We start from the raw sequence: 14,035 nt of genomic DNA, 5'->3' as shown, positions 1-14,035 counted from the left end.
CCGTCCGCCACTCCCTTCGCTGGAAGGGAGCACGCGTAGCGCGAGACGTACGAGAACCTCTTTCCTGAGGGCCGAAAACCGGCCTTCAGGAAACGGGTTTTCTCCCGTTCTAGCCGGCCGCCGACAGGCGCCGGGAAAACAGACAGAGGGTTGCCGCCAAGGTGGCCCAGCATGCAAGGCGAGCCGCGGCGAGGCTCGTCCCGAGTTTAGAGCTAAGGAGCGACGATGGCCCAGACCCAGACTTTCAATGGCCGCAGACGCGTACGCAAGTTCTTCGGAAAGATCCCGGAAGTTGCGGAGATGCCGAACCTGATCGAGGTTCAGAAGGCATCCTATGACCAGTTCTTGATGGTGGCGGAGCCCAAGGGTGGGCGTCCGGACGAGGGACTGCAGGCCGTTTTCAAGTCGGTCTTCCCGATCTTCGATTTTTCCGGCTCCTCGATGTTGGAGTTCGTGAAGTACGAGTTCGAAGGACCGAAATTCGACGTTGACGAATGCCGTCAGCGCGACCTCACCTATGCCGCACCGCTCAAGGTGACGCTGCGCCTCATCGTGTTCGATATCGACGAGGATACCGGCGCCAAGTCCATCAAGGACATCAAGGAGCAGGACGTCTACATGGGCGACATGCCGCTCATGACCCTGAACGGCACCTTCATCGTCAACGGCACCGAGCGCGTCATCGTTTCGCAGATGCACCGTTCGCCGGGCGTCTTCTTCGACCATGACAAGGGCAAGTCGCACTCGTCGGGCAAGCTTCTGTTTGCCGCGCGCGTCATTCCCTATCGTGGCTCGTGGCTCGACATCGAGTTCGATTCCAAGGACGTCGTGCACGCCCGCATCGATCGCCGCCGCAAGATTCCGGTGACGTCGCTGCTGATGGCGCTCGGCATGGATGGCGAAGAGATCCTGTCGACCTTCTACAACAAGATCACCTATAAGCGCGCCGGCGACCATTGGCGCATTCCGTTCAACGTCGAGCGTTTCCGCGGCCTCAAGGCTGTCGGCGACCTGGTCGATGCCGATACGGGCGAAGTCGTTGTCGAAGCCGGCAAGAAGATCACCGCACGCCAGGCACGGGCCCTTGGCGAAAAGGGTCTCAAGGCGATCAAGGCGACCGACGAGGATCTGCTCGGGAACTATCTGGCCGAGGACATCGTCAACTACGGCACCGGCGAGATCTTCCTCGAGGCCGGCGACGAGATCGACGAGAAGACGCTGAAGGTTCTGCTCGGCACCGGCGAAGACGAGATCAAGGTTCTCGACATCGACCACGTCAATGTCGGCGCCTATATCCGCAACACGCTCAACGTCGACAAGAACGAGAGCCGCCAGGACGCGCTGTTCGACATCTATCGTGTCATGCGCCCCGGCGAGCCGCCGACGCTCGAAACCGCCGAAGCCATGTTCAACTCGCTGTTCTTCGACAGTGAGCGCTACGATTTGTCGGCCGTCGGCCGCGTCAAGATGAACATGCGCCTCGAGCTCAAGGCCGAGGACACCGTGCGCGTGCTGCGCAAGGACGACATCCTGGCCGTGGTCAGGACGCTGGTCGAACTGCGTGACGGCAAGGGCGAAATCGACGACATCGACAATCTCGGCAACCGTCGCGTGCGTTCGGTCGGCGAGCTGATGGAAAACCAGTACCGCGTCGGCCTGCTGCGTATGGAGCGCGCGATCAAGGAGCGTATGTCCTCGATCGAGATCGACACGGTCATGCCGCAGGATCTGATCAACGCCAAGCCGGCGGCTGCCGCCGTGCGTGAGTTCTTCGGTTCCTCGCAGCTGTCGCAGTTCATGGATCAGACCAACCCGCTGTCGGAGATCACCCACAAGCGTCGCCTCTCGGCGCTTGGACCGGGCGGTCTGACCCGCGAGCGCGCCGGTTTCGAGGTGCGCGACGTGCACCCGACGCATTACGGCCGTATCTGCCCGATCGAGACGCCGGAAGGCCCGAATATCGGTCTGATCAACTCGCTGGCCACTTTCGCGCGCGTCAACAAGTACGGCTTCATCGAGAGCCCGTACCGCAAGATCGTCGACGGCAAGCTGACCAATGACGTCGTCTATCTCTCGGCGATGGAAGAGGCCAAGCACCATGTCGCGCAGGCCAACGCCGAGCTCGACAAGAACGGTGGTTTCGTCGACGAATTCGTCATTTGCCGCAGCGCCGGCGAAGTGATGATGGCGCCGCGCGAAAACGTCGATCTGATGGACGTTTCGCCCAAGCAGATGGTGTCGGTGGCCGCGGCCCTGATCCCGTTCCTGGAAAACGACGACGCCAACCGCGCTCTGATGGGCTCGAACATGCAGCGTCAGGCCGTGCCGCTGGTGCGCGCCGAGGCGCCGTTCGTCGGCACCGGCATGGAGCCGATCGTCGCCCGTGACTCGGGCGCCGCCATCGGCGCCCGCCGCGGCGGCATCGTCGACCAGGTGGACGCGACACGTATCGTTATCCGCGCCACCGAAGATCTCGATCCGGGCAAGTCCGGCGTCGATATCTACCGGCTGATGAAGTTCCAGCGTTCGAACCAGAACACCTGCATCAACCAGCGTCCGCTGGTTCGCATGGGCGACCGGGTCAACAAGGGCGACATCATCGCCGACGGTCCGTCGACCGAGCTCGGTGATCTGGCGCTCGGCCGCAACGTGCTGGTCGCGTTCATGCCGTGGAACGGCTACAACTACGAGGACTCGATCCTCCTGTCCGAACGCATCGTCGCCGATGACGTCTTCACCTCGATCCATATCGAGGAGTTCGAGGTCATGGCGCGCGATACCAAGCTCGGGCCGGAGGAAATCACGCGCGATATCCCGAACGTCTCGGAAGAAGCGCTGAAGAACCTCGACGAAGCCGGCATCGTCTATATCGGTGCGGAAGTTCAGCCGGGCGACATCCTGGTCGGCAAGATCACGCCGAAGGGCGAAAGCCCGATGACGCCGGAAGAGAAGCTTCTGCGCGCCATCTTCGGCGAAAAGGCATCGGACGTGCGCGACACCTCGATGCGCATGCCTCCGGGCACTTTCGGCACCGTCGTCGAGGTGCGCGTGTTCAATCGCCACGGTGTGGAGAAGGACGAGCGCGCCATGGCGATCGAGCGCGAGGAGATCGAACGCCTCGCCAAGGACCGCGACGACGAGCAGGCCATTCTGGACCGCAACGTCTACGCGCGTCTTTCCGACGTGCTCGTCGGCAAGGAAGCGATTGCTGGACCGAAGGGCTTCAAGAAGGGCTCGACGCTGTCCAAGGATACGCTCGACGAGTATCCGCGTTCGCAGTGGTGGCAGTTTGCCGTGGAGAACGAAAAGCTCCAGAGCGAACTCGAAGCCCTGCGTGGCCAGTACGACGACTCCAAGAAGGCGCTCGAACAGCGTTTCATGGACAAGGTCGAGAAGGTCCAGCGCGGCGACGAAATGCCTCCGGGCGTCATGAAGATGGTCAAGGTCTTCGTGGCCGTGAAGCGCAAGATGCAGCCCGGCGACAAGATGGCCGGCCGTCACGGCAACAAGGGTGTCGTGTCGCGGATCGTTCCGGTCGAGGATATGCCTTTCCTCGAGGACGGCACGCATGCCGATATTGTGCTCAACCCGCTGGGTGTGCCGAGCCGCATGAATGTCGGCCAGATCCTGGAAACGCATCTGGGCTGGGCATGCGCGGGCATGGGCAAGAAGATCGGCGAGCTGATCGACGCGTATAAGGTGGCGGGCGACATCAAGCCGCTGCGCAAGACGCTCGAAAGCTTCATCCCGGCCAACGACCGCAACGAGCCGGTTCGCGAGTATGACGACGAGAGCATTGTTCGCCTCAGCGAGCAGATGCGCCGCGGCGTCTCTATCGCGACCCCGGTGTTCGACGGCGCGCACGAGGCTGACATCAACATCATGCTGGAGCAGGCGGGCCTGCACACCAGCGGTCAGTCGCAGCTCTATGACGGACGCACGGGCGAGCCGTTCGATCGCAAGGTGACGATGGGCTATATCTATATGCTCAAGCTTCACCATCTCGTGGACGACAAGATCCACGCGCGTTCGATCGGTCCGTACTCGCTCGTCACCCAGCAGCCGCTGGGCGGCAAGGCGCAGTTCGGTGGCCAGCGCTTCGGCGAGATGGAGGTCTGGGCGCTCGAAGCATATGGCGCCGCCTACACGCTGCAGGAAATGCTGACGGTGAAGTCGGACGACGTCGCCGGCCGCACCAAGGTCTACGAGGCGATCGTCCGTGGCGACGACACCTTCGAGGCCGGCATTCCCGAGAGCTTCAACGTTCTCGTCAAGGAAATGCGGTCTCTCGGCCTCAATGTCGAGCTGGAGAACACCAAGCTCGACGACAACCCGATCCGGCTGCCAGACGCAGCTGAGTAGGGCGCGGCCGAGTAAACAAGACGCTCGGTCGCGGAAATCGCGACCGAGCGCACCAAATTCTTCGGCCGGTGGCCGACACAAGACGGCGGGCGTTTGGCCCGCGCTAGATGCAAGGGGTTTTCGAGGACCCCGAAAAGGAGAACGGCATGAACCAAGAGGTCATGAATCTCTTCAATCCGCAGGCGCCTGCGCAGGTGTTCGATTCCATCCGGATATCGCTTGCCAGCCCTGAGAAGATTCTGTCCTGGTCTTTCGGCGAGATCAAGAAGCCGGAGACCATCAACTACCGCACCTTCAAGCCGGAGCGTGACGGTCTGTTCTGCGCGCGCATTTTTGGCCCGATCAAGGACTATGAGTGCCTGTGCGGCAAGTACAAGCGCATGAAGTACAAGGGCGTCATCTGCGAGAAGTGCGGCGTCGAAGTCACGCTGTCGCGCGTTCGCCGCGAGCGCATGGGCCATATCGAACTGGCCGCGCCCGTCGCCCATATCTGGTTCCTGAAGTCGCTGCCGTCGCGCATCGGCACGCTGCTCGACATGACCCTGAAGGACATCGAGCGCGTCCTCTACTTCGAGAACTACATCGTCACCGAACCCGGCCTCACCGCGCTGAAGGAGCACCAGCTGCTCAGCGAGGAAGAGTACATGATCGCCGTCGACGAGTATGGCGAGGACTCGTTCACCGCCATGATCGGCGCCGAGGCCATTCATGACCTCCTGGCCGGCATGGACCTGGAGAAGATCGCCGGCGACCTGCGTTCGGAGCTGGCTTCGACCACCTCCGAGCTGAAGCAGAAGAAGTATCTGAAGCGGCTCAAGGTCGTCGAGAACTTCATGGAATCCGGCAACCGTCCGGAATGGATGATCATGAAGGTGGTTCCGGTGATCCCGCCGGACCTGCGTCCGCTGGTTCCTCTGGATGGTGGACGCTTCGCCACGTCGGATCTGAACGACCTCTATCGTCGCGTCATCAACCGCAACAACCGTCTGAAGCGGCTGATCGAGCTGCGCGCTCCTGGCATCATCGTGCGCAATGAAAAGCGCATGCTGCAGGAAGCCGTCGATGCGCTGTTCGACAACGGCCGTCGCGGCCGCGTCATCACCGGCGCCAACAAGCGCCCGCTGAAGTCGCTGTCCGACATGCTCAAGGGCAAGCAGGGCCGGTTCCGTCAGAACCTGCTCGGCAAGCGCGTCGACTATTCCGGCCGCTCGGTCATCGTGACCGGTCCGGAGCTCAAGCTGCACCAGTGCGGCCTGCCTAAGAAGATGGCGCTCGAACTGTTCAAGCCCTTCATCTACGCCCGTCTCGACGCCAAGGGTTACTCCTCGACCGTCAAACAGGCGAAGAAGCTGGTCGAGAAGGAGCGTCCGGAAGTCTGGGATATCCTCGACGAGGTCATCCGTGAGCATCCGGTGCTGCTGAACCGTGCGCCGACGCTGCACCGTCTCGGCATCCAGGCGTTCGAGCCGATCCTGATCGAAGGCAAGGCGATCCAGCTGCACCCGCTGGTCTGCACGGCCTTCAACGCCGACTTCGACGGCGACCAGATGGCTGTTCACGTGCCGCTGTCGCTGGAAGCGCAGCTTGAAGCCCGCGTGCTGATGATGTCGACCAACAACATCCTGCACCCGGCTTCCGGCGCGCCGATCATCGTGCCGTCGCAGGACATGGTTCTTGGTCTCTATTATCTCTCGATCGTCAACCAGAACGAGCCGGGCGAAGGCATGGTGTTTGCCGACATGGGCGAACTCCAGCACGCGCTCGAGACCAAGGCGGTGACGCTGCACTCGAAGATCAAGGGTCGTTTCCGTACGGTCGACGCCGAAGGCAAGGTCGTGTCGAAGATCCATGACACCACCCCTGGCCGCATGATCATCGGCGAGCTTCTGCCGAAGAACGTCAACGTGCCTTACGAGACCGCCAACCAGGAGATGACCAAGAAGAACATCTCCAAGATGATCGACACCGTCTACCGCCACTGCGGTCAGAAGGAGACGGTCATTTTCTGCGACCGCATCATGGCACTCGGCTTCAGCCATGCCTGCCGCGCCGGCATTTCGTTCGGCAAGGACGACATGCTGATCCCGGACGCCAAGATCAAGCTGGTCTCCGACACCGAGGCTTTGGCCAAGGAATACGAGCAGCAGTACAATGACGGCCTGATCACGCAGGGCGAGAAGTACAACAAGGTCGTCGACGCCTGGGCCAAGTGCTCGGAAAAGGTCGCCGACGAAATGATGGCCCGCATCAAGGCGGTCGAGTTCGAGGACAATGGCCGTCAGAAGCCGATGAACTCGATCTACATGATGTCGCACTCCGGTGCGCGTGGCTCGCCCACCCAGATGCGCCAGCTCGCCGGCATGCGCGGCCTTATGGCCAAGCCGTCGGGTGAAATCATCGAGACGCCGATCATCTCGAACTTCAAGGAAGGCCTGACCGTGCTCGAGTACTTCAACTCGACCCACGGCGCCCGCAAGGGTCTGGCCGACACCGCCTTGAAGACGGCGAACTCGGGTTACCTCACCCGTCGTCTGGTCGACGTGGCGCAGGATTGCATCGTCAACTCCGTCGACTGCGGCACCGACAAGGGCCTCACCATGCAGCCGATCGTCGATGCCGGTCAGGTCGTCGCATCGGTTGGCCAGCGCGTGCTGGGCCGTACGTCGCTCGACGACATCACCCATCCGGTGTCGGGCGAGATTCTGGTCAAGGCCGGAACGCTGATGGACGAGCGTGACGTGGAACAGATCGAAAAGGCCGGCGTCCAGTCGGTCCGCATCCGCTCGGCACTGACTTGCGAAGTCAGGGTTGGCGTCTGCGCGGTCTGCTACGGTCGCGATCTTGCCCGCGGCACCCCCGTCAACCAGGGTGAAGCTGTCGGCGTCATCGCGGCGCAGTCGATCGGCGAGCCGGGTACGCAGCTCACCATGCGTACCTTCCACATGGGCGGTACCGCGCAGGTGGTGGACAGCTCGTTCCTTGAAGCCTCGTATGAGGGCAAGGTCGAGATCCGCAACCGCAACGTGGTGCGCAACTCCGACGGCCAGCAGATGGTCATGGGCCGCAACATGGCGGTGCTGATCCTCGACGAAGCCGGCAAGGAGCGCGCCTCGCACCGCCTCACCTATGGTTCGCGCATCTTCGTGGACGATGGTGACAAGGTGAAGCGCGGCCAGCGTATCGCCGAGTGGGATCCCTACACCCGTCCGGTCCTCACCGAAATCGAGGGCAGGGTGTCGTACGAGGATCTGGTCGACGGCATTTCCGTTCAGGAAACGGCCGACGAATCGACCGGCATCACCAAGCGTGAGGTCATCGACTGGCGCTCGACGCCACGCGGCAACGACCTGAAGCCTGCGATTGCGATCCAGGACGCCAAGGGCAAGGTCGGCAAGCTGTCGAAGGGTGGCGACGCCCGCTTCCTGCTCTCGGTCGAAGCCATTCTTTCGGTCGAGCCGGGCTCGCAGGTTCGTCCCGGCGACGTGCTGGCGCGTATTCCGATGGAAAGCGCCAAGACCAAGGACATCACCGGCGGTCTGCCGCGTGTTGCCGAACTGTTCGAGGCACGTCGTCCGAAGGATCACGCCATCATCGCCGAGATCGACGGCACGATCCGCTTCGGCCGCGACTACAAGAACAAGCGTCGCATCATCATCGAGCCGCATGACTCGACGCTTGAGCCGGTCGAATACCTGATCCCGAAGGGCAAGCCGTTCCATCTCCAGGACGGCGACGTCATCGAGAAGGGCGACTACATCCTCGACGGCAATCCGGCGCCGCACGACATCCTGGCGATCAAGGGCGTGGAGGCACTTGCTTCCTACCTCGTCAACGAGATCCAGGAGGTCTACCGTCTGCAGGGCGTGTCGATCAACGACAAGCACATCGAGGTGATCGTTCGCCAGATGCTGCAGAAGGTCGAGATCACGGTGCAGGGCGACTCGACCTACATCCCGGGCGATCATGTCGACGTGATCGAACTGGAAGAGGTCAACGAGCGTCTGGTCGAGGACGGCAAGAAGCCGGCCGAAGGCCTGCCGGTTCTGCTCGGCATCACCAAGGCATCGCTGCAGACGCCGTCCTTCATCTCGGCCGCCTCCTTCCAGGAGACGACCCGAGTGCTGACGGAAGCTGCCGTTGCCGGCAAGACCGACATGCTGCAGGGCTTGAAGGAAAACGTCATCGTCGGCCGGCTGATCCCGGCCGGCACCGGCGGCACGATGAGCCAGATTCGGCGCATCGCCACCTCGCGCGACGAGCTGATCATCGACGAGCGCCGCAAGGCCTCCGGTGTGGAAGTCGCCGAGCCGATGCTGGCCGACATGACAACCGCCGCGCAGTAAGCGCGGCGGCCAAAACAAAAAATAGAGCGGTTCGTCGTTTCGATGAACCGCTCCAGGAATCTCAGGCAACAAGGCCGTCGGGGCAACCCGGCGGCCTATTTCTTTGTGCTATTCGGACAGCCTCTCGAAGCGAAGCAGATCGCCCGGCTGGCAGTCGAGGTAGTCGCAGATGCGCTCCAGCGTATCGAACCGGATACCCTTGACCTTTCCCTGCTTCAAAAGGGAAAGATTGGCCTCGGTGATGCCGACATATTCGGCTAGGTCCTTTGACTTCACGTTTCGTTCGGCGAGGACGACATTGAGCCTGACCCTTATGGGCATGAGCTGATCCTCATCATCAGATGAACTGCGCGTTTTCTTCGGCGAGTGCCGATGCCTCGGCCATGACCCAGGTGATCACCGCGACGATGCAAGCTGCCAGCAAGGCCAGCATCGTGTCGCTGTCGAGACCGAGCGTCAGCCGGTGCTGGCCGGCAGGCGCGTCCCAGCTCAAGAGAACGGACAATGCCGCCGCCGAAACCGGTTTCAGCAAGGCGGATGCCAGCAGGCCGAGGCCAAAGTATCGCAAATTGCTGATGGCGCCCTGACCGAAGAAGTTTCCGGACGCGAAAGCGCCGAAGCAGCGTCTGGCGGCCATGAGCGCGAAGACGAGGCAGGCAAGCGGCACGAACGAGATCGCGAACCCGATCAGTCTTCGACCGAGGCCAAGCTCGCTCAGCCATTCCTGTGGGATCTGCGCATCGGCCGCGATCGAACCGGCGGAGACGCTGAGCCAGTAGAACAGCAGACCAACGGTCAACAGCATGGCGAGGACGACAAAACATCTCGCCAGCACCAGGCTGAAAAGGCGGATGCGTTTCCAATCTGGCCTGGCGGTCAGGATCGGCGGCGGCAGCCGTGATGACAGGTTCAATCATTGGCAACATCGCTCCATCGAAAGAAATTATCGTTTTAAAATAATTAATTTATGCACAATGATGATTCTTGTCAATTCCACCTCACAGGAGAAACCTATGCCTTCGTTCAAACGCGAGATTGCCGTGGCCGCCATTGTTGTTGTGACGGCGTTCATGACGCCTTTTGCTGCCGTCGCCCTTCCATCGACCGCGACAGGTCGGATATCGGTGGGGCAGGTGATGGAGATGCTCGACAAGGCCGGTACGAGCCCGATCGCTAGGCAAACGCTCGTTGCCTATGTCGCCGGCGTCGGCGAAGCCGCCGGCGTGATCGTCGACACGATCGGCAAGGGTGGCCCCGTTTCCTGCAAGAGTTCTTTCAGCCTGGATACGGGCGCGGTGCGCGCCGCCCTTGAAGCGGGCGCGCCCCGTCAGGGCGACTGGTCCCAGACACCGGCCACGCCATTGATCATAGCCGACATGGTCAGGCGTGCCGGTTGCAGGACCAAGATTTGATTCAAGCGATCCGCTGGATCCCAGTCGCGCGACAATCCGGTCGCGCGACCATTCCCGGCCTGCGACCCCCGCGAGCTGTCAGCGAGTGCGGTTCCGGTATCAGAATTCAGTCGAAGAAAGCCTCGACCACATTGCGCTTGCCGAGCATGAAGGCGTCGGCGACGTGCTGGAGTGGAGCCAGATCGACATCGGAAACGCCGGCGCGGACGATTTCGGCAAAGCGCCGGTAGAGCATCGGGTACTCGGCCTCCGGCTCGTCGTGAACCACCTTGCCGTCGATGGCGAGCTTGGTGCCGCCGCCCGACAGCACCATTGCGCCCTTGTCGGTGTCGGCCAGGATGTCCCAGCTTTGCGGGCCTGTCTGCAGCCAGTCGAGGTCCATCGTCACCGGCAAGCCATTCGAGGTGCGGAAGGCGACGCGCGCGGCAACCGGGGAGGCGCGGTTTTCAGGGAAATCCAGAACCGCCGAAGTGATGAACATCGGCGGCAGGATATGGGTGGCAATCGACAGCGCGTTGATGCCGGGATCGAAGACGCCAAAACCGCCGGGAGCCCAGATCCACTCCTGGTTCGGATGCCAGCGGCGCACGTCTTCCTTCCAGTTGATGGCGGCCGATCTGATCTTGGTCGAGTTCAGGAAGGCACGCGCGGCTTCGACCGCCGGCGCATAGCGCGAGTGCCAGCTGGCGAACAGCGAGACGCCGTTCTGCGCGGCTAATGCCTTGAGGTCTTCGACCTCGCTGACAGTGGCGCCTGGCGGCTTCTCCAGGAAGACATGCCTCTTCGCCATCAGCGCCGTCCGCGCCGCATCGTAGCGGAACTGCGGCGGCATGCAGAGCGATACGGCCTCGAGCTCGGGCACGGCGTCGAGGATGGCTTCGATCGTGGGGAAGTTCGGGATGTTTTCCACCTTGCCATGCCGACTGGCAGCCGCGGTGAGGCGATAGTTCGGGTCTTTCGCCAGGGCCGGCAGGTGCTGGTCGCGGACGATCTTGCCGACGCCGACGATGCCAATCTTGATGGGCTGGGACACGGCCGCTCCGTCTGTTGAGTGATGAAGAGCGTTTCTTATCAGAACACTTGCCCCGGGCAAGCCGGAGCCAGCAAGCTGACGCCGAAAGGTCAGCCCCAGCTTTCCTCGAACTGCAGCGCCAGCCTTTCGCCGGCCAGAAAGGCCTCGATGGCTGCTTCGAACGGTGAGGGGTCGAGGCCGGTCGCGCCCAGCCAGTCGTCGGAATAATAGGTGTTGGCATAGCGGTCGCCGGAATCGCAGATCAGCGTCACCAGCGAGCCGGCTTTGCCTTCCTCAACCATGCGCGCCGCCAGAAAGCACATGGCGACGAAGTTGGTGCCGGTCGACCCGCCGACACGGCGGCCGAGTTGGCGCGACAGCACCCGCATCGCCGCCAGCGACACCGCGTCCGGCACCCGCAGCATGTGATCGATGACGCCGGGCACGAAGGATGGTTCGACGCGCGGCCGGCCGATGCCCTCGATGCGCGACGGCTGCTCGCAGCGACAGTCACGGTCATGCGTGGCAAAGCTGTCGAAGAAGGCCGAACGCTCGACGTCGGCGACCGAAAGCCGCGTTGCATGCCGCTTGTAGCGCAGATAGCGGCCGATCGTGGCGGTGGTACCGCCGGTGCCGGCGCTCATGACGATCCAGGTCGGGATCGGATGCTGCTCTTCGCGCATCTGCCCGAAGATGGAATCGGCGATGTTGTTGTTGCCGCGCCAGTCGGTAGCGCGTTCGGCATGGGTGAACTGGTCCATGAAATGACCGCCTAGCCGCGCCGCCAGTTCCGCCGACTCGGCATAGATGCGTCGGCCGTCGTCGATGAAATGGCACTTGCCGCCATAGTGCTCGATCGCGGTAATCTTTTCGCGCGAGGTCGATCGCGGCATCACGGCATAGAACGGCACACCGATCATGCGGGCGAAATAGGCTTCCGACACCGCCGTCGAGCCCGATGACGCTTCGATCACCGGCGAGCCTTCACGGATGAGGCCGTTGCACAGCGCATAGAGAAACAGCGAACGCGCCAGCCGATGCTTCAGGCTGCCGGTTGGATGGGTGGATTCGTCCTTGAGGTAGAAGTCGATGCCAGCCAGTGCCGGCAGATCCAGCTTCCAGAGGTGCGTATCGGCCGAGCGGTGCTGGTCGGCTTCGATCGCGGCGACCGCCCGGTCGGCCCAGTCCCGGGATGCAGGTCCAACAGCTTTTGATCCTGCCATGATCGGCGCCCTGGTTTCAGATCGGCACGTCGAAGGTAACGATCGACACTTCGCCTTCGAGCGCGCCCTGGAAGGCGGAGATATGCGGCTCTTCGTCGGGTATGCCGTCCATGTCGCCGATCTGGTCGAGTTCGGCCTCGGCGTAACCTTCCGCGGCAAGCGATTCGAGTGCCCGGCGCACTGCCGAATCGTCGTCGGGCGCGACCAGCATCACATGCACGCCTTCCGGTTTGCCGCCCTTTTTCTTCCACACCCGACCGGTGATGATGGTGACCGGGCGCTCTTCATTGTCGTTCACGGGTCGATTCCTCTTGGCAATGTGTGGGCGGGCGAGGGGATTTTGACTGCTCATGCGGCCTTTTCGCATGAAGAGGGGCCGCGCAACAGCGCAAACCTGGTCACTTTCTTCCTCGCTCTTGCAAAATTGCGAAAGAAAATTACATGCGTTTTTCACATGGCTGCCAAGCTCTGGCCGGCGCGCAATATTTGCTGCTCCGGGCTTGACGGTTCGTGGGCTTGCTAGTAGAAGCCGGCCAGTCAGAACCGATGTGAGGCTCTCCCTTCCGAAGCGACACGCTTTGGAGTTTGCCTCAAACAGGGTTCGTTTTACGAGCGAAAAGACATTTCCGGCGTGCACGAAGCGGCTTCCGCTTCCTCTGCCATTTGTTCGGGCAAGACCGCGAGGCGCGGTTTGTGGCCCGAATTTGCGTATGGAAATGACGCTTTGAGCGGCCCTGACCGGGCGAGACACGGAATTGAGAGACAAGAGGGTTTAATGCCTACCGTCAACCAGCTGATCCGCAAGCCGCGCATTGCGCCGGTGAAGCGCAACAAGGTCCCGGCCATGCAGCAGAACCCGCAGAAGCGGGGCGTCTGCACGCGCGTCTATACAACGACGCCGAAGAAGCCGAACTCGGCGCTGCGCAAGGTGGCCAAGATCCGCCTGACCAATGGTTTTGAAGTGATCGGGTACATCCCCGGCGAAGGCCACAACCTTCAGGAACACTCCGTGGTGATGATCCGCGGCGGCCGCGTCAAGGATCTTCCGGGCGTTCGCTACCACATCATCCGCGGCGTGCTCGACACGCAGGGTGTGAAGAACCGCAAGCAGCGCCGTTCGAAGTACGGCGCCAAGCGTCCGAAGTAAGATTTTCCGGCCTTGGCGCTCCTTGAGTGCGTCGGGCTATGAGATTGAGAGACAAAAGCCATGTCGCGTCGTCACAGTGCAGAAAAGCGTGAGATCAATCCGGACCCGAAGTTCGGCGATCTGATCGTCACCAAGTTCATGAACGCCGTCATGTATGACGGTAAGAAGTCGGTCGCCGAGACCATCGTCTACGGCGCGCTCGACCAGGTTCAGTCGAAGACCAAGCAGGAGCCGGTCACCGTCTTCCATCAGGCGCTCGACAATGTTGCGCCGCATGTGGAAGTGCGTTCGCGTCGTGTCGGCGGCGCCACCTACCAGGTTCCGGTCGACGTGCGCCCCGAGCGCCGCCAGGCATTGGCCATTCGCTGGCTGATCGCAGCGGCCCGCAACCGCAACGAGACCACGATGGTCGACCGCCTCTCTGGCGAGCTGATGGACGCGGCCAACAACCGCGGCACGGCCGTCAAGAAGCGTGAAGACACCCACAAGATGGCTGAAGCCAACCGCGCTTTCGCGCACTACCGCTGGTAAAGCGC

General features: G+C 62.1%; 10 protein-coding genes. 5 read left to right on the top strand and 5 right to left on the bottom strand.

The features are described from left to right. The first annotated feature begins 225 nt into the window (after positions 1-225). A complete protein-coding gene (gene rpoB / locus EJ076_RS21635) occupies positions 226-4,362 on the top strand; it encodes a DNA-directed RNA polymerase subunit beta (RefSeq protein WP_126069214.1) in 4,137 nt (1,378 codons plus the stop codon). Positions 4,363-4,508: 146 nt separating this feature from the next. Further along, on the top strand, positions 4,509-8,705 hold the full coding sequence (rpoC, locus tag EJ076_RS21630) for a DNA-directed RNA polymerase subunit beta' (protein ID WP_024505639.1): 4,197 nt from the start codon (positions 4,509-4,511) through the stop codon (positions 8,703-8,705). A 108-nt stretch (positions 8,706-8,813) separates the two neighbouring features. On the opposite strand, the gene EJ076_RS21625 is transcribed toward rpoC, so the two are convergent. Both EJ076_RS21625 and EJ076_RS21620 read right to left on the bottom strand, forming a co-directional pair. Next, positions 8,814-9,026: a helix-turn-helix transcriptional regulator gene (locus EJ076_RS21625; RefSeq protein ID WP_109672639.1), complete on the bottom strand. Its 213-nt coding sequence runs from the start codon at positions 9,024-9,026 to the stop codon at positions 8,814-8,816. 16 nt (positions 9,027-9,042) lie between these two features. Continuing rightward, a complete protein-coding gene (locus EJ076_RS21620) occupies positions 9,043-9,510 on the bottom strand; it encodes a DUF2975 domain-containing protein (RefSeq protein WP_245462852.1) in 468 nt (155 codons plus the stop codon). Between EJ076_RS21620 and EJ076_RS21615 the strand changes: the two genes are divergently transcribed. Further along, the gene (locus tag EJ076_RS21615; protein ID WP_245462851.1) at positions 9,509-10,117 is read left to right on the top strand and encodes a hypothetical protein; all 609 of its coding nucleotides are present in this window, start codon (positions 9,509-9,511) and stop codon (positions 10,115-10,117) included. The two genes, EJ076_RS21620 and EJ076_RS21615, sit on opposite strands and share 2 nt — an antisense overlap. Positions 10,118-10,223: 106 nt before the next feature. On the opposite strand, the gene EJ076_RS21610 is transcribed toward EJ076_RS21615, so the two are convergent. From EJ076_RS21610 to EJ076_RS21600, 3 genes are all read right to left on the bottom strand, one after another. Beyond that, entirely contained in the window at positions 10,224-11,150 is a 927-nt protein-coding gene (locus tag EJ076_RS21610; RefSeq protein WP_126069213.1) for a Gfo/Idh/MocA family oxidoreductase, read from the bottom strand. Between the two features lie 89 nt (positions 11,151-11,239). Then, entirely contained in the window at positions 11,240-12,352 is a 1,113-nt protein-coding gene (locus EJ076_RS21605; RefSeq protein ID WP_126069212.1) for a PLP-dependent cysteine synthase family protein, read from the bottom strand. Between the two features lie 16 nt (positions 12,353-12,368). Then, positions 12,369-12,650, bottom strand: coding sequence for a transcriptional regulator (locus tag EJ076_RS21600; RefSeq protein ID WP_013531420.1), 282 nt, complete (start codon positions 12,648-12,650; stop codon positions 12,369-12,371). A gap of 477 nt (positions 12,651-13,127) precedes the next feature. Here EJ076_RS21600 and rpsL point away from each other — a divergent pair, with 477 nt between their 5' ends. Both rpsL and rpsG read left to right on the top strand, forming a co-directional pair. Beyond that, positions 13,128-13,499: a 30S ribosomal protein S12 gene (gene rpsL, locus EJ076_RS21595; RefSeq protein ID WP_006333356.1), complete on the top strand. Its 372-nt coding sequence runs from the start codon at positions 13,128-13,130 to the stop codon at positions 13,497-13,499. Between the two features lie 60 nt (positions 13,500-13,559). Beyond that, positions 13,560-14,030 carry a 30S ribosomal protein S7 gene (rpsG, locus tag EJ076_RS21590; RefSeq protein WP_008875664.1) on the top strand — a complete coding sequence of 157 codons (471 nt, stop codon included), beginning with the start codon at positions 13,560-13,562 and terminating at the stop codon, positions 14,028-14,030. Positions 14,031-14,035: the final 5 nt, after the last annotated feature.

The organism is Mesorhizobium sp. M7D.F.Ca.US.005.01.1.1, assembly GCF_003952545.1.
GTDB lineage: Bacteria > Pseudomonadota > Alphaproteobacteria > Rhizobiales > Rhizobiaceae > Mesorhizobium > Mesorhizobium loti.
This window is presented reverse-complemented; position numbering and strand designations above follow the sequence as displayed.